This window comes from Sinorhizobium arboris LMG 14919, from assembly GCF_000427465.1.
Classification (GTDB): Bacteria; Pseudomonadota; Alphaproteobacteria; order Rhizobiales; family Rhizobiaceae; genus Sinorhizobium; species Sinorhizobium arboris.
This window is the reverse complement of sequence record NZ_ATYB01000008.1, coordinates 1,272,788-1,297,621: the sequence shown is the minus strand read 5'-3', so window position 1 is coordinate 1,297,621 and position 24,834 is coordinate 1,272,788. Positions and strand designations below refer to the sequence as shown.

Below are 24,834 nucleotides of genomic sequence, written 5' to 3'. Positions count from 1 at the left end.
GTCATTCCTTTCCGTTCAGGGATGTGCCGAGCCCCGTATCCGCCGGATCGCCATGCCGGCTCCTGAAAGCCTTCCACAGGGGCGTCTGGCCGACGAGCACGAAGAGGATCACCAGCAGCAAGCCGAGCGACAGCGGACTCGTGACCACGCCGTTGAGGAACGCCGGAACGCTATCCTGCTCGGAGATGATGGCCCGACGCCAGTTGTCGTCCATCAGCCTGCTGAGGATGATGCCGAGCACGATCGGCCCCACCTGATATCCATAGAGCTTAAGGAGATAGCCGAAGACGCCGAACCCCAGCATCCACCACACGTCCGCGATGGAATTGTTGATCGAGAAGGCGCCGACGACGCTGAGCAGAAGAATGAGCGGGAACAGGATCGACTTCGGGCATTCCACGATGCGCGTGAAGATCCGGATTCCGGTCAGGCCGAACACGAGCATGAATATGTTGGCAAGCACCAGGTTCCCGACCGTGAACCAGAAGATGTCCGGCTTTTCGATCATCAGCAGCGGCCCGGGATTGAGCCCGTGGATGAAGAGAGCGCCGATGATGATAGCGGTCACCGCATCGCCCGGAATGCCGAGGGTCAGCATTGGGATATAGGCCCCGCCGACGGCCGCGTTGTTGGCGGTTTCCGGTCCGACCAGCCCCTCCTTCGCACCTTCCCCGAACGGCACTTCCGGGTCCTTCGTAACCCGCTTGGCGTGATCGTAGGCCATCAGCGCCGCGATATCGCCGCCCGTGCCCGGGAGCGCGCCGATGATGACGCCGATCGCAGAGGTCTGGAGGCTGAGCGGGAGGTATTTCCGAACGTCTGCAAGCGAAGGCACGATCTTGTCGACCTTCTGCTTGATGGCGGGCGCATGAAGGTTGTGCAGTTGCAACAGCGCTTCCGATACGCCGAAGAGACCGATCATGAGCGCGACCGGAGAAATGCCGTTCATGAGTTGCACGGAACCGAAGGTGAAGCGTTGCTCCGCCGTCATCGGATCGAGACCCACGGTGCCGAGCAGCATGCCGAGCGTGCCGGCAAATATGCCCTTGGCAAGGCTCTCGCCCGAAAGCGAGCCAACCAGAAGAATGCCCATGATCGCGAGCAGCATATAGTCGCGCGGCTGGAAGAGGATGGCGAATTCGCTCACGGTGGGTGCGGCAACGGCCAGGACAAGGATGCCGAGCAAGCCGCCGAAGAAGGACATGACCGTGGAAAGCCCGATGGCGGTGCCGGCCTCCCCCTTCTTTGCGAGCGGATATCCGTCGAGCGCAGTGGCGATCGCCGCAGGAGCGCCGGGGATGTTGAGCAGGATTGCGGTGCGCGAGCCGCCGTAAACGCCGCCCATGAAGATGCCGTTCATCAGCGCCAGCGCCGGATTGACCTCCCAGCTGAAGGTGAAGGAGATCAGGATCGAAACCGCCATGGTGACGGAGAGGCCGGGAATGGCGCCGATATAGATGCCGGCAAAGGTCCCCAGCGCTGTCAGTGCCAAGAGTTCCGGCTGGAGCCAGGAGGAAAAGAGATAGGCGAGAGCGTCCATGGTTCAGTTTCCTCCGCCCGTCAGGCTGCCGATCGCCGCCAGGATGCTGCGCTCCGGCAAGAGACCCTCCGGAAGCACGACCTGGAAGATCAGCCGGAAGACGACGTAGACGCAGACGATCGAAACGGTCGACAGGAGAAGCGCCTTCTTCAAACGCCCCCCCTCCAGGAACCAGGAGGAAATCAGCAGGAAGATGAAGGAGGAAAGCACGAAGCCGAGCGGCTCGAGAAGCAGTGAATAGCCGAGAATGAAGAGCGCGAAGGTGACGACGATCGGCGGCATGACCTCCCTGCGGAAAAGCGCAAAGCCCCCCTGCGGCGAACTACGCCGGACGCAGCGCGCCAGCGAAATGGCCGAGGTCGCAGCCATGAGGGCCGACATGGCCATGGGAAAGGCGCCGGCGGAACTCAGCGAGGTAAAGCCCGAAATACGGTAGGCCTCGAGGAACATGAAGAGGCTGAATGCGAGCAGGAGCACGTTAAAGACCAGCTCTCCAGGGCGCCTCGATTGATTTTGAGCTTGCATGCGTGGATCTCCTCCCCTCGCCGCTCCATGGCTTCTGGCCGGCCCACCGCCGGACCGGCCGGTTCCAATTAGCCGTCAGGGCTTCGGAATGCCGAACTCTTCCGGCGACGTCTTGGCGATCCCTGCATCATAGACCACCCATGCGGTGGTCGACTGCCATTTCTTCAGGAAGGCATCGGCCTCCTCGCCGGAGATGCTCATCGAAACATAGCCGCGATCCGCCAGAAGCTTCTGGAATTCGGCCGATTCTGCACCGGTTTTGAAGGCTTCGACCAGCTTCGCCTTGACGTTGTCGGGCGTGTCGCGCTTGACGAAGACGCCGAAGAACGGACCCCACGGCATGAACTTCTCGAATTGCGGGTAGTCTTCGACAATCGGCTTGGCATCGGGCAATACCGGATTTGCTTCCTTGTCGAAGATGCCGAGTATCTTGATGCGGCCGGCCTTCACATGTTCGACGGCAGCACCGAGAACGGCCGGCATGAAATCCACCGCGCCGCCCTGCATGGCCGTCAGGGCCGGACCGTCCCCGTCGAAGGGAACGGCGGTCACCTTGAAGTCGAGCTGTGTCGAGAGCATGCCGCCGACGACGGACGGCAGACCGCCCGGGCCGGTCGAGCCCATCTTCACCTTTCCGGGATTAGCCTGTACGTACTCGACGAGCTCCTTGATCGTGCTGAACGGCGCGTCGTTGTTGGCGACCAGCACGGGTATGCCGCGCGCCAGCACGTTGACCGGATAGAAATCGGCGTAATCGGTCTGGGAGAGACCCATCACCTTGTAGAGCTGCGGATTCTCCGCACCCATCAGCAGCGTGTAGCCATCGGACGGCCGTGAAGCGACGAACTGCGTTGCGATGGCGCCGACGCCGCCGGTCTTGTTAGTCATCACGATACTGCGTCCGAGGACCTTTTCGGCATGCGGGGCAACCGCACGCATGACGAGGTCTGTGCTGCCTCCTGCGCCCCACTGGATGACGCCCTGTATGTCCTGTTCAGGGTAATCGGCGGCCGCTGCACCGCCAGCAAGAAGCACGAGAGCGGCAACCGCCCCCTTTAGTTGCTTTAGCATGTATTCCTCCCAAGAGATGATCCGATTGGTTTCCAGGTGACCGGAAGGTTCTCCCCGCCCGCGGTCAATGCCGAATCCACGGCTGGACGAGGAATGATTGTCGACTTCCGTCTATAACGCAAATACCGTTTTCTCCATCCTCCATATCATTTAGTTATCAGACATATCCGCCGCGCGAACGACTTATCGAATCGTCCATCACGCGCCGCAACGTCGTCACCAGCCGTTCGGCATAGCTGGAGAGCGCGGCATCGGCGCGGTAGGCGACATAGGTCTGGAATTCCGTATCCTCGCTGATCGGAATGATCGCCAACCCCTGGCCGGTCATGTCGCCCACGGTGAACGCATCGATGACCGCGATACCGAGATTCCGCCTGACCAGCGCACACACCGTCGTGCCGAATCGCGCTCTTATGGGGATGTGATATTCGAGATTTTCCCTCTCGAATATGCCTGCCATGATCGCCCCGTAGGGATCGCGCGGGTCGATGCCTATGAGCGGATGCTCGGCGATCTCGCGGGCGGAGATACTGGACCTGCCGGCAATCGGATGCTCTTTGGCGGCAATGCAGACGAGGTGCCCCTTCGACAGGGGCTCGAAGGTGATCGAGGGATGGGAGAGATGATAGCTCATGGCGACCAACTCTCCCTTGCCGAGCAGGAGATAGTCGATCGCCTCCTCGATCTTCAGAATATCGAAATTGATGCGGATGTCGGGATAGCGCCGCATAAGTGTGGCAATCGCCTGCGGGACCATCGCGTTCGCGATGCTCGGCACCGAGCCGAGTGCGAGTTCCACACCGCGTCCGCGTTCCAACTGGCCGATCGAGAATTGCAGGTCGTCGACCTTGCGATGGACTTCCTGGAGCTGGGCGAAGATGCCACGCGCTTCGTCGGTCGGCACGTAGCGCCCCGCCTTCTTGACGAAGAGCTTTATCCCAAGCGCGCTTTCGATGTGCTTCATCGTCCGGCTGACGCCCGGCTGGGCAACGTTCATCAGGCGTGCCGCCCCGGCGATCGTGCCGGCGATCATCACCGCGCGGATCACCTCGATCTGGCGTAGCGTAAGCCCCATAGCACCCTCTCCTGGCAGCAATCCCTCACGGGCGGCAGTCGAGCAGAGCCGCTACTCGCGCGCAAGCCTTGGCCGAGGCTTTCGCGTGGTGCCTCAAAACGGCAACCCCACATAGTTCTCCGCAAGCGCGGTGGCCGCCGCGCGCGAGTGGGTGAGATAGTCGAGTTCCGCCTCCTGGATTCTCTGGTCGAAATCGCTGGTCTCCGGAAAGCGGTGCAGCATCATCGTCATCCACCAGGAGAAGCGGACCGCTTTCCAGACGCGGGCGAGCGCACGGGCGGAGTAGGCGTCGATGCCGGCATTCGAACGGTCCTGATAGTGCTCGAGCAATCCCTCGAACAGATAGTGCACGTCGCTCACAGCAAGGTTCAGACCTTTAGCGCCGGTCGGCGGAACGATATGAGCGGCGTCACCCACCAGGAACAGCCGGTTGAACCGCATCGGCTCGGCGACGAAGGAGCGCAGCGGCGCGATCGACTTTTCGAAGGAGGGTCCCGTCACCACCCGCTCGGCGTGGTGGGCGGGCAGACGGCGGCGCAATTCGTCCCAGAAGCGCTGATCGTCCCAGCCCTCGATCTTCTCCTCGAGGGGGCACTGGATGTAGTAGCGGCTGCGCGTGTGCGAGCGCATCGAGCAGAGCGCGAAGCCGCGCGGGTGGTTGGCGTAGACCAGCTCGTGGTCGACCGGCGGCACGTCGGCAAGGATGCCGAGCCAGCCAAACGGATAGACCTTCTCAAAATTGCGGACCGCCCGTTCCGGCAGGCAACGACGGCTCACTCCGTGAAAACCGTCGCAACCGGCAACGAAGTCGCAGTCGATGCGGTGCGCAATCCCGTCCTTTTCATAGGCGACATGCGGCGTCCGCCCGTCGAAATCCTGCGGCATCACATTCGCCGCTTCGTAAATCGAGAGCGCTCCGGCCCTCTCGCGATGATCCATCAGGTCGCGGGTAAGCTCCGTCTGGCCGTAGATCATCACCCGCCTGCCGCCGGTCAGGCCGAAGAGGTCGATGCGATGGTCGCGCCCATCGAAGGCGAGCGAGAAACCATCATGCGGCAGGCCATCGGCATGCATTCGGGCGCCGCTGCCCGCCTTCTCCATGAGCCGCACCGTACCCTCCTCCAGGACGCCGGCGCGCACACGGCCGAGAATGTGATCCTTGCTCGCGCGATCGAGGATCACATTGGCGATTCCGGCTCTGGTGAGCATTTGCCCGAGCAGGAGCCCGGAAGGTCCGGAGCCGATAATGACGACCTGAGTCCGCATGATTGTCCTCCCGCTTCCCACCGGAGATTCTGCGCGCTGGCGCGCCCTGTCTCAATGGACATTTCCACCAGGAAATTGCACTTTTCGGACATCTGGTGAGAGTACGACGAATGAAGCGAACCGTCCCGACCTACGAGCTTTACGGCGAGGAAACCGGCGAGAGGCCCGATTTCTGGCTGCATTGCGAGACCATCCATGCACGCAGCAGCCTCTATCGCTGGGAGATCGGTCTGCATCGGCACGAGAATTTCTTTCAGATATTGTACATCGCCGGGGGATCGGGAGATGCCGTTTTTGAGGCGACGGTAGCGCCGATATCGCCGCCGGCGGTCATCACCATCCCGCCTGCGGTCAGCCATGGTTTCCGCTTCTCGCCGGACGTCGACGGCTTCGTCTTCACCGTGCTCGCTTCGCATCTGCCGATTACACCGGGCGGAAGAAGCCGCCTCGGACCCTGGACGGCGGCGCCACGCCTGACGCCGCTCGGCGGAAGCGAAGACGGCCGTTATGTCGGCGAGACGCTACGCCGTCTCGCCGCCGAATGGGAAACGCGGCTCAGCCACCGCACCGGCCTGCTCGACGGTTATCTGACGACCGCCCTCGGCTTGACTGCACGGCTCGCGGAAAGCGTCGGCGGCGGAAAGGGTGTAGCCGAGACGGAGAACGAAAGAAGGATGGAGCGCTTCGACGCGCTCCTGCAGCAACATTATCTCGCGCACCGGCCAGCCTCCTTCTATGCCCATGCGCTCGGCCTCTCGCCCACTCACCTCAACCGTATCGTCCGGGCGGCAACCGGCCGGAGCGTGCACGAGGTCATCGCCGGGAAACTCGTCGACGAAGCGAGGCGGCAACTTCTGTTCACCCGCGGCAGCGTACAGGAGATCGGCTTCCGCCTGGGTTTTGCCGATCCGGCCTATTTCTCGCGCTTCTTCCTGCGCCGGACCGGCATGACGCCACGCGCCTGGCGGACTGCCGAACGGGAAAGGCTTGGCGCCTGAAGTTGATCACGCCGCGGCCGTCTCAACTCGCAGTCGTCGTGACCCGTATTCGCCTTGACGTGGACATTCGGGAGACGTCTAATTCCCGTTCATGCCTATGGATGGAGAGCAGTCGTGGCCGACGAAACACAGGCGCCGGAAACCAAATTGACTTCCACGAAGCGCCGCTGGGCGGCCGACGGCAAATTTCTTACCGGCCGCATTGCCCGTCCGGAGACGGACCGCCTGCCACCCGGGCAGCATCTCGTCAGGGACTGGCCGGTTCTCGATCTCGGTCAGCAGCCGCATCTGACGCATGAGACGTGGCGCCTCGAGGTGACCGGCCTCGTCGAGAACCCGCTCTCGCTCGACTGGAACGCTTTTCAGAAGCTGCCTCAAAGCGACAGCCTATCGGACATCCATTGCGTGACGACCTGGTCGCGCTACGACAACAGGTGGCACGGTGTATCCACGCGCGACCTTCTCGATCGCGTGGTGCCGAGGCCCGAGGCGGCCTATGTCATGCTGACGAGCTATGACGGCTACACCACCAATCTGCCCCTCGCCGACTTCGCCGCCGAGGACGCGATCCTCGCCACCGGCTGGGAAGGGGCACCCATCATGCGTGCCCATGGCGGGCCGATGCGCCTGGTGGTTCCGCATCTCTATTTCTGGAAAAGCGCCAAATGGCTCCAGCGTATCGATTTCCGCGCAGCCGATTCCGCCGGCTTCTGGGAGCGGAACGGCTATCACATGCGTGGCGACCCGTGGCTCGAGGAACGCTATTCCGGCGATTGAGCGGGCATGCACCAACTTCGACTGCAACCGATGATCTTTAATGCTACAGTCCACGGTTGAAGGGTGATCCGCACCCGCGCGCCGAACCACCATTCCTGTCCGGGAGGAAAGCATGCGCAGTCCCTGTCTGAAGTCCCTATCGATTACCCTGATCGTCGCGCTGAGTGCCTTCGCACCGCGGCAGGCCCTGGCGGCCTCGCCCGAGCCGGTCAAGGCCGAGCACGGCATGGTCGTGACCGCTCAGCATCTTGCATCCGATATCGGCGTCGAGGTCCTGAGGAAGGGCGGCAATGCGATCGATGCGGCGGTCGCGGTCGGATATGCCCTCGCCGTCGTCTATCCGACGGCCGGAAATATCGGCGGCGGCGGTTTCATGACCATCCGCTTCAAGGACGGCAAGACGACCTTCCTCGATTTTCGCGAGCGCGCGCCTCTTGCCGCCACCAAGACCATGTATCTCGACGACAATGGCAATCTCGTCAAGGGATTGAGCACCGAGGGCTATCTCGCCGTCGGCGTGCCCGGACCGGTCATGGGGTTCGAGTTCGCCCGCAGCCGTTACGGCACAAGACCGCTGCAGGAGCTGATCGCACCGGCGATCGAGCTCGCTCGCGAAGGCTTCGTGCTCGAAGAGGGCGACATCGCGTCTTTTGACGGCGAGACGGAGCGGCTCGCCCGGGACCCGGCCGCCGCCGCGATCTTCCTGAAGCCGGACGGCAGGCCTTTTGCAGCCGGTGACCGGCTGGTCCAGACCGATCTCGCCGCGTCGCTTTCCAGCATTGCCGAGAAAGGCACCGACGCCTTCTACAAAGGTTCGATCGCGGACGCGATCGTCAAGGCGAGCACGGATAAGGGCGGCATCCTCGCCAGGGAGGACTTCGAGCGCTATCAGGTCCGCGAGCTCGAGCCGGTCAAGTGCAGCTATCGCGGCTATGACATCGTCTCCTCGCCGCCGCCATCGTCCGGCGGATTGATCATCTGCGAAATTCTCAACATCCTCGAGGGCTATCCGCTCTCCTATCTCGGTTACGGCTCGGCCGAGACGGTGCATGCGATGATCGAGGCGATGCGCCATGCCTATGTCGACCGCAACACGGCGCTCGGCGATCCCGCCTTCGTCGAGAACCCGGTCGCAAAGCTCGTCGACAAGAACTACGCGAAGGAAATCCGCGCCAAGATCGACCCCTTCAAGGCCGGAACATCCCAGGAGCTGATGCCGGCGGGCTTTACCGAAAGCAGGGAGACGACCCATTACTCCATCATCGACGACGAGGGCAATGCGGTCGCGGTCACTTACACGCTGAACGGCTCCTTCGGCGCCGGCGTCGTCGCGCCCGGCACCGGTATTCTGCTCAACAACGAGATGGACGATTTCACCGCCAAGCCGGGTACGCCCAATCTCTACGGTCTCGTACAGGGCGAGGCGAATGCGATCGAGCCCGGCAAAACGCCGCTCTCATCGATGAGCCCGACGATCATCTCCAGGGATGGCAAGCCTTTCATGGTCATCGGCAGCCCCGGCGGTGCCCGCATCATCACCATCACGCTGGAAGCGATCATCAACGTGATCGACCACGGCATGAACATTCAGGAGGCCGTCGACGCGCCGCGCATCCACCATCAGTGGCTTCCGGACAAAGTCTTCATGGAGCCCTATGCGCTTTCGCCCGATACGCGCAAGCTGCTGTCCGCCATGGGCCATGACGTCCAGGTCGACAAGAATTGGACGATCTGGGGCAAGGCAGCTGGCATCCTCGTCGGCGGCGAGAACATCGCCGAGATCGAGGCCGGCGGCGGCGCCCGCTATAACGGCGCCGCGGACAGCCGCATCGGCGCCGGCGCAGCGCGAGGCTATTGAGAGGGCGGAAGAAGGGCGCGCGGAGCCTGTCGATGGCGGTGCGGCGGCGCCTATGCTCGCCGCGGGAATCCAGCGAGCCCGAGTCGTCGGGCCGCAGGAATCCTTCGGCCGGAGATGCGCTACCGCAGCACAAGCCGCAGCGCGGCTTGCGTCTCCCTAAGCAGCGGCAAATAGCGCTCTGCCATCTCGCAGGCCGGCACGTGGGCGGCCGGTGCGCCGATGTTCAAGGCAGCGACTACCTGTCCGCGATCATTGGCGATCGGTACCGCGATCGAGCAGAGGCCAAGCTCCAGCTCCTGGTCGATAATCGCATAGCCCTCATCGCGAACCCGCCGCAATTCGGTCATCAGCTCTTCCGGGTCGGTTCTGGTGCGCGGCGTGTTTGCCCTCAATTCGGAACGTCCGAGAATGCCGCGTGCCTCGGCCTCGGACAGTGATGCAAGCAGCACCCTTCCCATCGAAGCGCAGTAGGCGGGAAGACGCGAGCCCGGCATCAGATTGATCGACATCACCCGGCGCTGTGAGGCGCGCGCCACGTAGACGATCTCGGTCCCGTCGAGAACAGAGGCAGAAGCGCTCTGCCCGGCCTTTTCCGAGAGCTGGTCGAGATAAGGCTGGACGATCGTCGGCAGCGGCGTTGCCGAGAGATAGGCGTGGCCGAGCCGCAGGATCTTCGGCGTGAGCGTGAAGAACTTGCCGTCGTAGTCGGCATAGCCGAGTTCCGAGAGCGTCAGCAGCGAGCGCCTGACCGCCGCTCTGTCCAGCCCGGTTATCCTTGCGGCATCTGCGATGGAAAGACGCGGCTGAGCCTCGCCGAAAGCTTCGATCACCCTCAGGCCACGTGCAAAGCCGCTGACGAAGTCCGTTTCCCGCATGGCGGTGCCCTCCTGCTCTTAACAGTAGCTATTTATGTGCGATATACGAACAAAAATCAAATGCCGCACAAAAAATATTGACGCCTGGGCGGGACGGGCGCTTATTTCTTAGCGATCGCTTTGACGGGGATGCCGTGTGAAGGCTCGGCCGCCGACCTTGCGAAATCAGAGGAGGAAAGCGATGGCGAAGATTATGTCTCTTGCCGAGGCGGTGGCCGAAAATGTCCGGGACGGCGATACGGTTGCCATGGAAGGCTTTACGCACCTGATCCCCTATGCCGCAGGACACGAGGTGATCCGCCAGGGCCGGAAGGACTTGTTCCTCGTGCGCATGACGCCGGACATCCTCTACGACCAGTTGATCGGCGTCGGCGCGGCACGCGGCATGAAGTTCTCCTGGGGCGGCAATCCGGGCGTCGGCTCGCTGCACCGCTTCCGGGATGCGGTGGAGAACCAGTGGCCGCGGCCGATCGAGATCGAGGAACATTCGCATGCGGCCATGGCGAATGCCTATGAGGCGGGGGCCGCGAACCTGCCGTTTGCGACCTTCCGCGGCTATGTCGGCGCCGACCTGCCGAAGGTGAACCTTAATATCAGAAGCATCGCCTGCCCGTTTACCGGCGAGATGCTCGCTGCCGTGCCGGCAATCCGCCCGGACGTGACGATCATCCATGCCCAGCGTGCCGACCGCAAGGGCAACGTGCTGATCGAGGGGATCATCGGAGTGCAGAAGGAAGCGGTGCTCGCCGCCAGGCGCTCGATCGTGACGGTCGAGGAGATCGTCGGCGAACTCGCCCCGCCCTCGCCCAACTCCGTGGTGCTGCCTGGCTGGGCTGTGACGGCCGTCGCTGAGGTACCGGGCGGCGCATTTCCGTCCTATGCCCATGGCTATTATCCGCGCTCAAACGCCTTCTACATCCGCTGGGACGAGATTGCCCGCGACCGCGAGACGTTCAGCGCATGGATCAAGGAGAACGTCCTTGATGCGAAACCTGAGGACTTCGCCCACCACGCCGCGAAGACCTCCGCCAAAGTTGCTTGAAGGGAGGCGACAATGACGGATTTCACCCCGACCGAGATGATGACGATCGCGGCGGCTCGGGCGCTCTCCAACGACGATGTCTGCTTCGTCGGCATCGGCGCGCCGTCTGCAGCCTGCAATGTGGCCCGGCTGACGCATGCACCTGATATCACGCTGATCTACGAGAGCGGCACGGTCGGCACGAAGCCCGACGTGCTGCCGCTTTCGATCGGCGACGGGGAGCTCTGCGATACCGCGCTCTTCACCGTCTCGGTGCCGGAAATGTTCCGCTACTGGCTTCAGGGCGGCCGGATAACAACGGGCTTTCTGGGCGGCGCGCAGATCGACCGTTTTGCCAACCTCAACACCACCGTCGTCGGCCCCTATGACCATCCCAAGGTGCGCCTGCCGGGAGGCGGCGGTGCGCCGGAAATCGCCTCCAATTGCGGCCGCATCTTCATCACCATGGCGCTGACGAAGCGCGGCTTCGTGGAGACGCTGCCCTTCGTCACCTCCATGGGACACGGCGAAGGCGGCAATCATCGTGAGCGGCTTGGGCTGACGACCAGCGGCCCGACCCGCGTCATCACGGATCTCTGCATTCTGGAGCCGGATCTGGAGACGAAGGAACTGACCGTGACCTCCATCCACCCCGGCGTCGCCCGGGATCAGATCGCCGGGAATTGCGGCTGGGCGATCAAGTTCGCGGGAACCGTCGTCGAAACACCGGCACCCACTCAGACCGAGCTCTCGGTGCTGCGCGACATCAACGCCCGCACCCGAAAGGCTCATGAGGGCCCGGGAAAGGAGGCTGCGTGATGCGCGAGGCTTATATCTGCGATTATATCCGCACACCGATCGGCCGCTTCGGCGGCTCGCTTGCTTCAGTGCGCGCCGACGACCTCGGCGCCATTCCGCTGAAGGCGCTGATGGACCGCAACGTATCGGTCGACTGGGAAGCGGTCGACGACGTCATCTTCGGCTGCGCCAACCAGGCGGGCGAGGACAACCGCAACGTCGCCCGCATGTCGCTGCTCCTTGCCGGTCTCCCCACCGGCGTTCCCGGCACGACGATCAACCGACTCTGCGGCTCCGGCATGGATGCCGTGATTGCGGCAGCGCGGGCGATCAAATCCGGCGAGGCGGAGCTGATGATCGCCGGCGGCGTCGAATCCATGTCGAGGGCGCCTTTCGTGCTGCCGAAGGCCGAGGGCGCCTTTTCGCGCCACGCCGAGATTCATGACACGACGATCGGCTGGCGCTTCGTCAACCCGCTGATGAAGGTGCAATATGGCGTCGATTCCATGCCGGAGACCGGCGAGAACGTCGCCGAAGACTACAAGGTCTCGCGCGAGGACCAGGACGCGTTCGCTCTACGCAGCCAGGCAAAGGCGGCGGCCGCGCAGGCGAACGGACGCTTCGCCAGGGAGATCGTCGCCGTCACCATCCCCCAGAGAAAGGGCGAGCCGGTTGTGATCGACCGAGACGAGCATCCGCGCGCCACGACGATCGAAGCGCTCGCGAGGCTCAAGGCACCCTTCCGGGAGGGCGGCACCGTCACCGCGGGCAACGCGTCCGGTGTCAACGACGGTGCGGCTGCACTGATCATCGCCTCCGAAGAGGCTGCCAAGAAGAACCGCCTGAGACCCATCGCCCGCATCCTCGGCGGCACGTCGGCCGGCGTGCCGCCGAGGATCATGGGCATGGGCCCCGCGCCCGCCTCGCAGAAGCTCATGGCACGCCTCGCTATGCGCCAGGATCAGTTCGATGTCATCGAGCTCAACGAGGCCTTCGCCAGCCAGGGGCTCGCAGTTCTGCGGGCGCTCGGCATCGCCGATGACGATCCCCGCGTCAACCGCAACGGCGGCGCCATCGCGCTCGGTCACCCGCTCGGCATGTCGGGTGCGCGCATCACCGGAACTGCGGCGCTGGAGCTTGCCGAGACGGGTGGCCGCGCATCACTCTCCACCATGTGCATCGGCGTCGGACAGGGCATCGCGGTGGCGCTGGAGCGGGTGTAGTCATCGCGTGATGCGAAAGCCCGCCGGGGCGTGAACGGCCGAAGCCTCTTCGCTCGCCACATCGGTAACGGAGGCCCCCGGCGGCCCTTTCCAGAAACGGTCCAGCATGGTGCCGACGGCATCATCCGGCCCGGCGATAAGTGCGGTCACCGAGCCGTCGCTTTCGTTGCGTACCCAGCCATCGAGACCCAGCCGCTCGGCCTCGTCATAAGTCCAGGCGCGAAAAGAGACACCCTGTACCCGCCCGGTGATCCTGACCAAAGCGGCCCTGCGGTCCTCCATCATGGCACCTATCCTCCTTTGCGTTTCGAATCTGGCGCACATGGCGGCAAAGGCAAGCGTCCTCGCCACCGCACTGATGGCCGCACAGATTTTATCGGCTGGAAAAAATTTCATTTTCGATCTTGAAGATGCTGCACTGCAGCATTACTATAGGACTGTCGATGGAACACTCCTCCTCCCGGTTCCATCGCGGGATCGGCAACCCTCCTCCTCCTCCCAGTTGCCGGTCAGGATCGAAAGCCCGGCGCACCTCCTCCCGCGCCGGGCTTTCTCTTTTCAGGCGAAGCGCCGATCCGGATCGGGTCTCGCTCTCCTTACAGAAGAAGCCACCTTCCTCATTCACTGATAATATCCAAAAATGTGCGAAAGCATTGCTGGGAACATTTCCGGAGACAGGGCATCCAATATGTCGGAAGGAGCCCGACCATGCCTATCGCTGAACCCGACCTTGGCGTGAATGCGCCGCCCTCCCCGCAGGATCTCGCCCGTTTCCGCGCGATCATGCAGGCGCACAACCGCAAGCTCTACCGGATTGCCCGAAGCATCCTGCGCGACAGCGGCGATGCGGAAGACGCGCTGCAGGAGGCCTATGTCCGCGCCTTCACGCATTTTCACCGGTTTCGCGGCGACGCTGCGATCACGACCTGGCTCGCCCGCATCGTGATCAACGAGGCGCTCGGCCGCCTGCGAAAAAGACGCCGCGAGACGAAATCGGCCAAGGACATGCGGCAATCGCAAGAGGCGGAGATTATCGCCTTTCCCCTCAATGCAGGCATCAGCGATCCGGAGAAGACGATGGCACAGCGCCAAATCCTCGATCTCGTCGAAAGATTGACGGACGATCTGCCGGATGCCTACCGAAGCGTCTTCGTGCTGCGCGTCATCGAAGGACTCGGCAACGAAGAGGCGGCCGCCCTCCTCGATCTCAAGCCGGAAACGGCACGCACGAGGCTGCACCGGGCGCGCCGCATCCTCAAGGATCGATTGGAACGGCAGATCGGCCCCGTTCTGCTCGATGCGTTTCCTTTCGCGGGAAGGCGCTGCGAGCGCCTGACCGAGACCGTTCTTGTCCGCATCTCGTCTCAGCACCGGGAAGCAAAAGAAAAATAGCGGGAACGGTTCGCGCCGCGAAGCATCCAAAGCATGTCATTCAAACCGCGCTTTGATCTTCGAGGAAAGGAACATCCCATGACCATCCGCCTGACGACCGCAGCGGCCGTAGCCGCCCTCCTTCTCGGCGCCAGCGGGGCGTTCGGCAACGACAAGCCGACCGATCCGCAGATCGCCCATATCGCCTATACCGCCGGTGTCATCGACATAGAGGCCGCCAAACAGGCGATAGCCACGTCAAAGAACAGGACCGTCGTCGAATTCGCCGAGAGCATGCTGCGCGACCACGACTCGGTGAACAAGCAAGCCCTGGATCTCGTCAAAAAGCTCAACGTCACGCCCGAAGACAACGACACGAGCAAGTCACTCTCGCAAGCGGCCGAGACGAAGCGCCAGGAACTGGCGGAGCTTAAGGGCGCAGAATTCGACAGGGCCTATATCGAGCACGAGATCGCCTATCACAAGCAGGTCAACGGCGCGTTGGAAACGCTGCTGATCCCGTCGGCTCAAAATGCCGAGCTCAAATCGCTGCTCGAGACCGGGCTGAAGCTGTTCCAGGGGCATGAGCAGCATGCCGAACACGTCGCGGCCGAATTGAAGTGAGCGCGACGATGTTCACATCGCGAGCGGCGATTGCCGCACTGTCGATGGGAGCGGCCGCCGTCGCCGCTCCTTCGCAGGCGGAAACCATCGAGGTGACGATCGATCGCCTCGTCTATTCGCCCGCGGAGATCGAGGCAAAGGTGGGCGACGAGATCGAGTGGATCAACAGGGATGCGCTCGTCCATACGGCGACCGTCAAAGGCGGCGCAGACGTGATTCTGGCGGCGAGAAAATCCGCCCGCCTGCTGCTGCAGGAGCCGGGCAGCTTCGATTATATCTGCCGCTATCATCCCAACATGAAGGGCCACATCACAGTGCGGCCGTGATCCATAGAGCACCTCAGTGTTTCATGGAAACACTGAAGTGCTCTAACCGTTTGATCTAACGCACTTCCGGACGGAAAACCGTCGCACACTTTTCCCGGAAGTGCTTTAGCTCCCTCTCGCCCGCAGGCCGGAGGGAGCAGAGCGACCGATATCTCAGTCCAAATCGTCGCTGTCCGGCTTCGGCGCGCTGTCGCGGTTGCCGTAGATGATCTCGCGTTTACCGACGTGGTTCGCCGGACCGACCAGGCCGTCCTTCTCCATCCGTTCGACCAGGGACGCGGCGCGGTTGTACCCGATGCCGAGGCGGCGCTGAATATAGGAGGTCGAGCACTTCTTGTCCCGCAGCACCACTTTCACCGCCTGGTCGTAGAGTTCATTGCCGTCTTCGGCGGCAATCGCGCTCTTGTCGAACACGGCGCCCTGATCTTCTTCCGGCTCCTCTTCCTCTTCGTCCGCCGTCACCGTCTCGAGATATTCCGGGCGGCCCTGCGTCTTGAGGTGGGCGACCACCTGCTCGACCTCGTTGTCGGAGACGAAGGGGCCGTGAACGCGGGCGATGCGGCCGCCCCCGGCCATGTGCAGCATGTCGCCCTGGCCTAGGAGCTGCTCGGCTCCCTGCTCGCCGAGGATGGTGCGGCTGTCGATCTTCGACGTCACCTGGAAGGAGATGCGGGTGGGGAAGTTCGCCTTGATCGTGCCGGTGATGACGTCGACGGAGGGGCGCTGCGTCGCCATGATCAGGTGGATGCCGGCGGCACGCGCCATCTGCGCCAGCCGCTGGATCGCCCCTTCGATCTCCTTGCCGGCGACCATCATCAGGTCGGCCATCTCGTCGACGATGACGACGATATAGGGCATTGGCGACAGATCCATTTCCTGCTGCTCGAAGAGCGGTTCGCCGGTGCCCTTTTCGAAGCCGGTCTGGACTGTCGCTATGATCGGCTCACCCTTCTCCCGCGCAGTCGCGGCACGTTGATTGTAGCCGTCGATGTTGCGGACGCCGAGCCGCGACATCTTGCGATAGCGGTCCTCCATCTCGCGCACCGCCCATTTGAGCGCCATCACCGCCTTCTTCGGATCGGTGACGACAGGCGTCAGCAGATGCGGGATGCCGTCATAGACGGAGAGTTCGAGCATCTTCGGATCGACCATGATCAGCCGGCATTCCTCGGGCTTCAGCCGGTAGAGGAGCGACAGGATCATGGTGTTGATCGCGACCGACTTGCCCGAGCCGGTGGTGCCGGCGACGAGCAGATGCGGCATTTTTGCGAGCTCGGCGATCACCGGTTCGCCGCCGATCGTCTTGCCGAGGCAAAGCGCCAGCTTGCAACCGGTCTTCTGGAAATCGCCGGATTCGATCAGCTCGCGGAAGTAGACGGTCTCGCGCGTCGCATTCGGCAGTTCGATGCCGATGACGTTGCGCCCTGGCACCACAGCGACGCGGGCGGAGAGCGCCGACATCGACCGGGCGATATCGTCGGCCAAACCGATGACGCGGGAGGACTTGACCCCCGGCGCGGGCTCGAATTCGTAAAGCGTGACGACCGGGCCGGGTCGTACATGGATGATTTCGCCCTTGACGCCGAAGTCCTCGAGCACGCTTTCGAGCAGTCCGGCATTTTGCTCGAGCTGCTCCTGCGTCATGAAGAAGCCCTGGCCTTGCGGCGGCTCCTGCAGAAGTTCCTTCGACGGAAATGCGTAGGCGTCTCCTCCCTGCAGCCGCTCGGTCGCGCCGACCGGGGGCAGAGACGGCGACGAGCGCTGTATGACGGCCGGCATGGTGATCGCCGCCTTGGTCACCGGCGCTTCGGGAGCCGGTTGGCTTGCGGGCACGATGGCGGGCGCGACGGGTTCGGCCGGTGCCGGAGCGGGTGCGTCGGCTATAACGGGGGCGGCAGCCTCCGCGGCGGCCGGCTCAGCGGCAAAATCCTGCGGCGCGGCCGGGACCGGTTCGGCAGCGGCGGGCTCGGGCCGCCGGCATTCCACCACCCGGAACAGCGCGCTTATCGCCGTGGGTGGCTGCGGCCGGATCTCGACAGGCGTTGCGGCGACGATCTTTGGTGGCGAGATCTCCGGCGCGGCTGCGATCGGCGCTGGAACGGCCGCGACTTCCTTCACAGGTTCCGCGACAGTCGGCGGAACAGCCGCCGCTTCGAGCGGCATGAACTCGAAAAACGCAAAATCGGAAAGATAGGCCAGGCGCGCATCTGCTTGATGGGGCACGTCCGGCTCCACTCCGGCATTCCGGGGCGCAAGGTTCGCGACAGGCAGTGCTTGCGGAACCACAGGCGCTTCGTCCGTTACCGGCAGGGCAGATGGCGTTTCAGCAATGGCGCGGTCTTCCCCCACCACGGCCGGGCTATCGACAGCTTCCGTTTCGGCGATGCTCGCTTCCGGCACCGGCGAACGTGCAGCGCTCCAGGAAGGAAGCTGCTGCGTCAGCACGCGCAGCAGCTCGGACGGGCTATAGGACGGAAGTTCCGGTTCGACGACGGGCGGCGCGGGCTCGACCGGCATGCTCTCCGTCACGGCCTCGGCCCCGGGCGTTTCCGCCGCGGCTTCGTCGGCGTCGGGCTCGGTCTCCTCGGTTGCCGGCGGACGGCGCTTCATGAATTCGCGCTCGGGCGTGCGCGTGAAGCGCACGTTCGGCGACAGGAAGAAATGGCTCTCCCAACCGGGCTCGCCGGAAAGACCCGTGATCTCGGCAAGCGTGGGAAGCGGATCGCGCGTCGAGACCGTAACCTCTGCCGGAGCATAGGCGGACCCATGACCGTAGAGCCGGGCGGCGCGCGCCGTATAGACTGCCTCCTCCTCCCGATGGCCGGGCCCGCGTCGCGGCGCTTCCGGTGCCTCGAACAGATGGTCGTGAGCAGCCGGCTCAGGCGCCGGAACATGGGCGCCACCTTGCGCAACCGGATGCGGATTCTCGAAATCATCCGCCTGATGTGGGTCGTACAAAGCTGCAGTCGAGAAATTTGTCCGGGGAATGCGCATGGCCTGAAAACTCGAAATTCATCATCGATGGGGCTGCCCTAGGGAATAGGAAATGAAGGTTAACAACTTACTTCCGGGCGCCTCGCCGGATGGGCGCCAAGTTGCGGCAAGGCTCCCCATTTGCCCTTCATCCCTCATTGGCGCCGCCTGTTTTCAGCGCTTTCCCGCCGCGTCCCGAAGCTGATCAATTTCATTCACATTTGGAGTATTTTCTCGTCCAATATGCGGAAGCCGAAGCGCGGCTTTTGCCACAACCTGAGTGTGAAGATTTCCCTGAATTGCAATTTCAGGAGCTTCTTGGCCAACTGCGTTTAGCGCCCGTCGTCACCGGAGCCTGACCACGGCTAATTGATCCATTGGAAAGCCACAAACCTCCGCAAACGCCTTGCGAAAGGTGGGGCAAGCACCAGACGTAGAGCCCCCTCAGATGCGGCCGGCCCGTCGGTCCAGACTGAACGCGCCCGCCCCGAAGGCGGCGATCTGCAGGAAGCCGCCGGCGATCGCGAGATTCTTCATGAAGTGGATCATCTGGTTCTGGTCGGCGAAGTTGGCGTGAAAGCCGACCGCCGACGCGAGCGTAAAGGCTGCCAGAACCAGTGCCATCCACCTGGCCCGGTAACCGATGACGAGCAGGATGCCAACGCCGATTTCCACGACAAGGGCGACGACGTAGGCGGCCGAAGGTAGGGGCAGACCAGCAGACGCGATGTAGCCGATTGTGCCGGAGGGATCGGCGAGTTTCCCGAAACCCGAAGTGAGGAATATGCCGGAGAGAAGCAGGCGGCCGAGAAAAGCCATCGAGCTCTGAAGTGCAGAATTATCGGTCATAGCTTATGCCTTTCTTCGCGACGTGCCGCAAAGCAGCCGTACATGAACAAGTCGTGGGGCACGTCCTTCCGGGTCTCTGGACCGAAGGAAAGCGCTCGCCGATCCATGATTATAAAGCCGGAGCCCCCAGTCCGGAAATCTTCCACACCTGAAGCAATTCGGAGCCAGGAAATGCTTTCGCCAAGCGCGCGGGAAGCCGCGCACCGCGCCGTGGCACAGCCATTCAGGGGGACCTGATGATTCGCCCATCCCTGCGCGGCATCCCGCCTGCGCAGAACGCTCCGCAGGCGGGGACACCCGGATAGCTCAGCTGCGCGGCAGCAGGCTTTCCACTTCCGCGGCCGCGTCGTTCAGCGCCTCTTCGGGCGTCGCCGACTGTTCGACGACGCGCGACAGGTTCTCGACGATCGTCTGCGTGACCTTGACGCCGTTCGTACCGGGGAAGGCATACCACGGGATCATCACGGGCATCTGTTCGAGACCGGCGCGGAAGAGCGGGTTTTCCTTGTAGAAGTTCGCGAGATATTCCGGCGACTTCGCCGCAAGCTCGTTGTTCGGCACATAGCCGGTACCCGGAACGACGACCGAGGCGCCATAGGGACCGGCAGCGAACTTGGCGAACTTCCACGCCGCACTCTGCTTGTCGGCGTCGCGCGTCAGGATCACGACCGCATTGCCGCCGGTCGGCAGCTTGCCGTTTACAGGGTCGATCCGCGGAATGGGCGCCGAACTTGTCGCCGACATTCTTGATCGTGTTGCGCAACGCACCGGTCGTCTGGAAGGCGAAGCCGATCTTTCCAGCGACGAAGGCCTGTTCGCCGGCCTGTTTGGCGAGCACCGGCAGGCCGCCTTCCTTGACCATGCGGTCGAGGACTTCGATCGCCTTGCGACCTTCCTCGCCATTGAAGGCAACTTTGCTCTCGTCCTCGGTGAGCATGCGGCCGCCGGCGCCGAAGAGAAGCGCGGAGAACATCCAGTCGTCACCCTGCCAGCGGAAATCGATGCCCTCGACGCCATCCCCCAGCGCCTTGATCTTGCCGCCGAGCTCTATCACCTCATCCCAGGTCTTCGGAGGACTATCCGGGTCCCCGCCCGCTTTGCGCACGAGGTCGGCATTGTAATACATGATCGGATTGGAGGTCGCGAAGGCAAGGCCCACCTGCTTGCCGCCGACCTGGGCGAGCTTCAGGATGTTCTCCGAGAAGCCCTGTTCGGCCATGTTGCCGTCTTTGCCGATGAAGGGTCCGAGATCGACCGGAACGTCGCGCTCGTTGAGCATGCGCAGGCGGTTAAGCCCAATGAAGGTGATATCGGGCATTTCGGCCGTGCCGGCCTGGCGCATGATCGTCTGGATGCCTTCCTCGTAAGTTGCGGAAGGATTGGCGAAGGCGATCTTGATGTCCGGATTTTCCTCCATGAACTTCTTCGAGATCGTATCCATCACATCCTTGAAGAAGCCCGGCATCGGATAATGGACCGTCAGCACGGTTTCGGCCTGCGCCGGAACTGCAAGGGTCATCGATACCGCCGCGGCGGCGAGAAGTTGCCTGAAGTGTTTCATGAGGTTCTCCTGGTTGGACCGGTCAGCCCTTGAGACCGGTCATGGTTATGCCCTCGACGAAGCGCTTCTGTGCGACGAGGAACGCGGCGACGAGGGGAAGCGTGATGATCAGCGTGGCGGCCATCAGCGCGCCGTAATCGTCGCCGGCTTCCGCGGCGCGGAAATAGAGAAGACCGAGCGGCGGCGTGGCGTAGTGCTGATTGGTGACGACCACCAGCGGCCAGAACAGGTCGTTCCAGTGCGCCACCACCGAGAAGATCGCGAAGGCGGTGATCGCCGGCCACGCGTTGGGCACGACGACCCGCGCCACGATGCCGATCTCCGACATGCCGTCGAGCCGCGCGGCATGGATCAGGTCGTCGGGAATGGCGCGGAAGAACTGCAGGAACAGGAAGATCGCGAAGACCGAAATCGAAAAGGGCGCGACGAGTGCGGTATAGCTGTTGAGCACGGCCAACCGATCGAAGGCGACATAGAGCGGCAGCGCGGTCGCATGGATCGGCACCAGGAGCCCGAGCATCACCAGCACCATCATCAGCCGTGCGGCGCGGAATTTGAGTTTCGCCATTGCGTAGGCGCAGGGAATGGCGACCACGACCTGAACGACGAAGATCATCGCGCAGACGATCACGCCGTTCATGAGCAGGGTCGGCATCGAAACACGCGACAGCGCCTTGGTGAAATTCTCGACATAGGACCATTGCTGAGGAATCAGCGAGAGCGAGGAGGAAAAGATTTCGCTCTGCGCCTTGCCGGCCGTGGAGATCATGAAGATGTAGGGCGCGAGGAAGGTGAGCCCACCGAGCGACAGGAGCGTGAACCGCAGGATGCGGTCGAAGGAAAGATTCGCGGTCATGCGTAGTGCACCTTCCGGTCGAGAACGCGGTATTGCAGGAACATGAGGACGACGAGGATCGCGAGAAAGACGACCGTCATCGCCGAGGCATAGCCGACCCGGAGATAGACGAAGCCCTCCTGGTAGATGGTGAAGAGCAGCACCTCGGACGCCTTGTTCGGCCCGCCTTCGGTGAGCGTCTTCACCGTCTCGAAGACCTTGACGGAATTGATGATGCTGATGGTGGTGACGAAGAGCGTCGTCGGCGCGAGCATCGGCCAGGTGACGAGCCGGAACCGGTCGAGCCGGGATTTCGCGCCGTCCACCTCCGCGGCGGCATAGAGCTCACGCGGTATCGCCGTCAGTCCGGCAAGGAACAGCACCATGTTGAAGCCCACCGACTGCCAGATGCCGATGATAGAGAGCCCGTAGAGCACGGTGCCGGAGGCACCGAGCCAGTTCGGGCCGGGGATGCCCAGTCCGGCGAGAAAGGTATTGATCGGCCCGATGGAGGGATGGAACAGGAATTGCCAGACCGTCGCCATGGCGACCAGCAGAGAGGCCACAGGAAGGAAATAGACCGTCCGGAAGAACGCCTTTGCGCGGGTCTCCGCTTCGATCAGGAGTGCGATCGCGAGTGCCAGCGCGATCGAAACAGGCGTGACGATCGCCGTGTAGACGGCCGTGTTCCGGAGCGAGCGGCGGAAGGTACGGTCGCCGATCAGTTCCGCGTAGTTCTCGAAGCCCACAAAACGGAAGCTGCCGTAGCCGAGCTCGAAATCAGTGAAGCCGAGAAGCACGACCGCAAAGGTCGGGAGCAGGATGAACAGAAACAGAAGCACGATCGCGGGGGCGGCAAGCAGCCAGGCGATCCGCGCCTCGCGCCGGTCGGCAGCCGCGATGGGCGTCGATAGCGTTCGGCGCGCGGACGGACCTGCCCCATGTGCCGGGCGTGACCCGATGCTCTCGATATTCCCAAGGCTTTCCGCTTTAGCCATGGGCCTTCTCCAACGTCGGGGCGAAGGCGACCGTTTGCGCCCGCAGCCGCTCGCCCGAGGCGGCAAACAGCATCGCCCGGTCCGGGTCGATCTCGACGGAAACCGGCATGCCGACGGTGAGCGGCGCGGCTTCGGACGGGCTGATCCTCGCGACGATCGTTTCACTGATGGCGCTGAGACGCGCATGCACGATCACTTCGGAACCGAGAAATTCCGTCCGCTCGACGCGCGCCTTGAGTATCCCGTCCGGATTTCCGTTCAAACGGACGAATTCGGGGCGCACACCAAGCATAATGGGCGCCTCGCCCGAAGCCGGGCTTTCACCGGCAAGCGTAAGCGCTCCGAAGCGCACCGTGCCGGACGCATCCATCCGCGTTTCGATAATGTTGATGCGCGGCTGACCAAGGAAGCGGGCAACCTCGATATGGGCGGGATCGTCGTAGATCTCCTTGGGCGATGCTAGTTGCAGGAGCTTGCCGCCGATCATCACCGCCACCCGATCGGCCATCGACAGCGCCTCGGACTGGTCGTGCGTGACATAGAGCGTCGGCACACCGGCGCGCCGGTGCAGCTCGACGATTTCGCCGCGGGCATGGACGCGCAGGTTCGCATCCAGATTGGAGAGCGGCTCGTCCATCAGGAAGACGCTCGGACGGCGGACCATGGCGCGGGCAAGTGCTACGCGCTGGCGCTGGCCGCCCGACATCTGGCCGGGCTTGCGGTCGAGCAGATGGTCGATCTTGAGAGAGGAGGCCATCTCCCGGACCTGCCGCTGGATGTCGGCCCGGATCTGATGCTGGCCGGGAAGAATATTCCCGACGAAGGGTAACCGCTGAGCGCCCGAAAGCCGCCGCATGGCAAGCGGAACCGCGATGTTCTGGCCGGCGGTCAGATGCGGATAAAGGGCATAGGACTGGAACACCATGGCGACGTTGCGATCGGCAGCAGCGAGCGGGGAGACCTCGCGTCCGCCGATGACGATTTCGCCGCCATCCGCATGCTCCAGCCCCGCGACGATGCGCAGGAGCGTGCTCTTGCCGCAGCCGGAAGGTCCGACGAGCGCGATGAATTCGCCCTCTTCCGCTTCGAGGCTCACGCCTTTGAGGATCGCATTGCCGGTGAAGGATTTGGTGATGCCGCGAAGCGAAAGAATGCTCATTGCACCGCTCCCACGAGCTTCCTTGCGGCTTGCGGGTAGACCTCTTCCACGACGTGGTCGAGGACGTACGGCTTCAGCCCGGGCACCGCGACGACCTCGCTGTCGACGCGCCCCTCGCCGAAGTGGTGAACAACGGCCCCCACGAGGCGCTCGCCCGGCATTTCCCGCTCCAGCTTGTCGATGATGAAGGAGGTCGGCGGCGCCCATACGAGCTCGGTGCCCGCGTGATGGCCCTGCCAGGCCCAGTGAAGATGACCGCTCGCATGGAGCACGACGCCGTTCTGCGCCATCAGCTCGTAAAGCCGCTGCCTCGGCTTCGGCCGCACGCTCCAATAGCCGGTATCGCCTTCCGCCGGATCGTCGACGAAGAGCGGCTTATGGGCGAAGATCGCGACGCGGCGGCCATCGCGGTCCTTAAGCGCCTCTTCCAGCCAGCGGAACTGCCTCTCCTCTTCCGCGTCTTCGAAGCCGAAAAGAAGGCTGTCGAGACCGATGAGCCGCCAGTCGGCGTAGTCGGCGAACCAGAAATCCGGGCCGACGAGCCTGCGCCAGCGAGCGAGCCGAGCTGCGTTGACCGGCTGATCGGAGTCCGGCAAATGGCCGACATCGTGATTGCCGGGCACGATCAGCACCGGCACCGGCAGCTTGCGGACGAGGTCCATCGCGAAGGCGATGTCCTCCTCCTGGTCCGCGCCGTCGACCGTGAGGTCGCCCGTATGCACGACGAGGTCGGCGCCGGCCGTTTCGATCCAGCGAACCACCGGATCCCAGTTGTCGTTGAAATGGGATTTTGACGGGCTGAAGTGGGTGTCGCTGATCTGAACGATCTTCATAAGGTGACCTCCGGCGAGTGTGGCGGCTCGCATGAGAGGCCGTGCCCCGCTCAGCGCCGCTTTGGCGCTCTCTTTAAGGGGCTCCCATGTCAGTTAGGTAACAGGCTTTCTCAGTTGTTTTTCAGTTTCTCCATGAAAGCTTCAATCTTCGGAATATCGCCTCGCCGGAAGAGCGGTCCGAAAATGGGTTGACGCGAATCAGAGGATGAATCATTCCTCTAACGGAATAGACCGCATATTCCGCATTTCGGCGTAGCTCAGTGATTGCTCTGTTAGAG

At 63.2% G+C, this 24,834-nt stretch carries 23 protein-coding genes and 1 pseudogene; 10 read left to right on the top strand and 14 right to left on the bottom strand.

The genetic code is table 11. The features are described 5' to 3' along the window. Position 1: 1 nt before the first annotated feature. The 5 genes from SINAR_RS0106650 to pobA form a co-directional block, all read right to left on the bottom strand. Positions 2 to 1,540, bottom strand: coding sequence for a tripartite tricarboxylate transporter permease (locus SINAR_RS0106650; protein WP_027998365.1), 1,539 nt, complete (start codon positions 1,538 to 1,540; stop codon positions 2 to 4). A 3-nt stretch (positions 1,541 to 1,543) separates the two neighbouring features. Beyond that, a complete protein-coding gene (locus SINAR_RS0106645) occupies positions 1,544 to 2,065 on the bottom strand; it encodes a tripartite tricarboxylate transporter TctB family protein (protein ID WP_027998364.1) in 522 nt (173 codons plus the stop codon). Positions 2,066 to 2,140: 75 nt separating this feature from the next. After that, entirely contained in the window at positions 2,141 to 3,136 is a 996-nt protein-coding gene (locus SINAR_RS0106640) for a tripartite tricarboxylate transporter substrate binding protein (RefSeq protein ID WP_027998363.1), read from the bottom strand. Positions 3,137 to 3,293: 157 nt separating this feature from the next. Next, the gene (locus SINAR_RS0106635) at positions 3,294 to 4,211 is read right to left on the bottom strand and encodes a LysR family transcriptional regulator (RefSeq protein ID WP_027998362.1); all 918 of its coding nucleotides are present in this window, start codon (positions 4,209 to 4,211) and stop codon (positions 3,294 to 3,296) included. Positions 4,212 to 4,304: 93 nt separating this feature from the next. Further along, entirely contained in the window at positions 4,305 to 5,477 is a 1,173-nt protein-coding gene (gene pobA, locus SINAR_RS0106630) for a 4-hydroxybenzoate 3-monooxygenase (RefSeq protein WP_027998361.1), read from the bottom strand. Positions 5,478 to 5,587: 110 nt separating this feature from the next. On the opposite strand from pobA, the gene SINAR_RS0106625 reads away from it, so the two are divergent. The 3 genes from SINAR_RS0106625 to ggt all read left to right on the top strand — a co-directional run bounded on the left by SINAR_RS0106625 (position 5,588) and on the right by ggt (position 9,110). Continuing rightward, on the top strand, positions 5,588 to 6,475 hold the full coding sequence (locus tag SINAR_RS0106625; RefSeq protein WP_027998360.1) for a helix-turn-helix domain-containing protein: 888 nt from the start codon (positions 5,588 to 5,590) through the stop codon (positions 6,473 to 6,475). A 114-nt stretch (positions 6,476 to 6,589) separates the two neighbouring features. Then, positions 6,590 to 7,252 (top strand): sulfite oxidase-like oxidoreductase, encoded by a 663-nt coding sequence (locus tag SINAR_RS0106620; RefSeq protein ID WP_027998359.1) that lies wholly within the window; start codon positions 6,590 to 6,592, stop codon positions 7,250 to 7,252. Positions 7,253 to 7,364: 112 nt separating this feature from the next. Next, a complete protein-coding gene (gene ggt / locus SINAR_RS0106615; protein WP_027998358.1) occupies positions 7,365 to 9,110 on the top strand; it encodes a gamma-glutamyltransferase in 1,746 nt (581 codons plus the stop codon). Between the two features lie 119 nt (positions 9,111 to 9,229). Here ggt and SINAR_RS0106610 read toward each other — a convergent pair whose 3' ends face one another. Continuing rightward, positions 9,230 to 9,985 carry an IclR family transcriptional regulator gene (locus SINAR_RS0106610; protein WP_027998357.1) on the bottom strand — a complete coding sequence of 252 codons (756 nt, stop codon included), beginning with the start codon at positions 9,983 to 9,985 and terminating at the stop codon, positions 9,230 to 9,232. A gap of 181 nt (positions 9,986 to 10,166) precedes the next feature. On the opposite strand from SINAR_RS0106610, the gene SINAR_RS0106605 reads away from it, so the two are divergent. The 3 genes from SINAR_RS0106605 to pcaF are packed head-to-tail and all read left to right on the top strand — an operon-like array spanning position 10,167 to position 13,027. Next, positions 10,167 to 11,027 carry a CoA transferase subunit A gene (locus tag SINAR_RS0106605; protein ID WP_027998356.1) on the top strand — a complete coding sequence of 287 codons (861 nt, stop codon included), beginning with the start codon at positions 10,167 to 10,169 and terminating at the stop codon, positions 11,025 to 11,027. Between the two features lie 12 nt (positions 11,028 to 11,039). Continuing rightward, positions 11,040 to 11,825: a CoA-transferase subunit beta gene (locus SINAR_RS0106600; RefSeq protein ID WP_027998355.1), complete on the top strand. Its 786-nt coding sequence runs from the start codon at positions 11,040 to 11,042 to the stop codon at positions 11,823 to 11,825. After that, entirely contained in the window at positions 11,825 to 13,027 is a 1,203-nt protein-coding gene (pcaF, locus tag SINAR_RS0106595; RefSeq protein ID WP_027998354.1) for a 3-oxoadipyl-CoA thiolase, read from the top strand. The genes SINAR_RS0106600 and pcaF overlap by 1 nt, the downstream gene beginning before the upstream one ends. On the opposite strand, the gene SINAR_RS0106590 is transcribed toward pcaF, so the two are convergent. Continuing rightward, positions 13,028 to 13,312: an acylphosphatase gene (locus tag SINAR_RS0106590; protein ID WP_027998353.1), complete on the bottom strand. Its 285-nt coding sequence runs from the start codon at positions 13,310 to 13,312 to the stop codon at positions 13,028 to 13,030. 423 nt (positions 13,313 to 13,735) lie between these two features. Here SINAR_RS0106590 and SINAR_RS0106580 point away from each other — a divergent pair, with 423 nt between their 5' ends. The 3 genes from SINAR_RS0106580 to SINAR_RS0106570 all read left to right on the top strand — a co-directional run bounded on the left by SINAR_RS0106580 (position 13,736) and on the right by SINAR_RS0106570 (position 15,348). Beyond that, positions 13,736 to 14,419, top strand: coding sequence for an RNA polymerase sigma factor (locus SINAR_RS0106580; protein WP_027998351.1), 684 nt, complete (start codon positions 13,736 to 13,738; stop codon positions 14,417 to 14,419). A 78-nt stretch (positions 14,420 to 14,497) separates the two neighbouring features. Then, entirely contained in the window at positions 14,498 to 15,022 is a 525-nt protein-coding gene (locus tag SINAR_RS0106575; protein WP_027998350.1) for a DUF4142 domain-containing protein, read from the top strand. An 8-nt stretch (positions 15,023 to 15,030) separates the two neighbouring features. After that, entirely contained in the window at positions 15,031 to 15,348 is a 318-nt protein-coding gene (locus SINAR_RS0106570) for a cupredoxin domain-containing protein (RefSeq protein WP_027998349.1), read from the top strand. Positions 15,349 to 15,501: 153 nt separating this feature from the next. Here SINAR_RS0106570 and SINAR_RS1000000136470 read toward each other — a convergent pair whose 3' ends face one another. After that, complete coding sequence (locus tag SINAR_RS1000000136470) at positions 15,502 to 18,342, bottom strand: DNA translocase FtsK (RefSeq protein WP_027998348.1); 2,841 nt, start codon at positions 18,340 to 18,342, stop codon at positions 15,502 to 15,504. Between the two features lie 89 nt (positions 18,343 to 18,431). On the opposite strand from SINAR_RS1000000136470, the gene SINAR_RS1000000136465 reads away from it, so the two are divergent. Then, the gene (locus SINAR_RS1000000136465) at positions 18,432 to 18,680 is read left to right on the top strand and encodes a hypothetical protein (protein WP_150851988.1); all 249 of its coding nucleotides are present in this window, start codon (positions 18,432 to 18,434) and stop codon (positions 18,678 to 18,680) included. Between the two features lie 85 nt (positions 18,681 to 18,765). On the opposite strand, the gene SINAR_RS0106555 is transcribed toward SINAR_RS1000000136465, so the two are convergent. The 6 genes and pseudogenes from SINAR_RS0106555 to SINAR_RS0106530 form a co-directional block, all read right to left on the bottom strand. Then, on the bottom strand, positions 18,766 to 19,170 hold the full coding sequence (locus SINAR_RS0106555) for a DoxX family protein (protein ID WP_027998346.1): 405 nt from the start codon (positions 19,168 to 19,170) through the stop codon (positions 18,766 to 18,768). Positions 19,171 to 19,476: 306 nt separating this feature from the next. After that, positions 19,477 to 20,731, bottom strand: a pseudogene (locus SINAR_RS01000000133095) (ABC transporter substrate-binding protein). A gap of 22 nt (positions 20,732 to 20,753) precedes the next feature. Beyond that, positions 20,754 to 21,587: a carbohydrate ABC transporter permease gene (locus SINAR_RS0106545; protein WP_027998345.1), complete on the bottom strand. Its 834-nt coding sequence runs from the start codon at positions 21,585 to 21,587 to the stop codon at positions 20,754 to 20,756. Beyond that, on the bottom strand, positions 21,584 to 22,564 hold the full coding sequence (locus SINAR_RS0106540; RefSeq protein ID WP_084617109.1) for a carbohydrate ABC transporter permease: 981 nt from the start codon (positions 22,562 to 22,564) through the stop codon (positions 21,584 to 21,586). The genes SINAR_RS0106545 and SINAR_RS0106540 overlap by 4 nt, the downstream gene beginning before the upstream one ends. Further along, positions 22,557 to 23,723 (bottom strand): ABC transporter ATP-binding protein, encoded by a 1,167-nt coding sequence (locus SINAR_RS0106535; RefSeq protein ID WP_027998343.1) that lies wholly within the window; start codon positions 23,721 to 23,723, stop codon positions 22,557 to 22,559. The genes SINAR_RS0106540 and SINAR_RS0106535 overlap by 8 nt, the downstream gene beginning before the upstream one ends. Beyond that, positions 23,720 to 24,556 (bottom strand): metallophosphoesterase family protein, encoded by an 837-nt coding sequence (locus SINAR_RS0106530; protein WP_027998342.1) that lies wholly within the window; start codon positions 24,554 to 24,556, stop codon positions 23,720 to 23,722. Before SINAR_RS0106530 ends, SINAR_RS0106535 begins: the two co-directional genes overlap by 4 nt. Positions 24,557 to 24,834 lie beyond the last annotated feature (278 nt).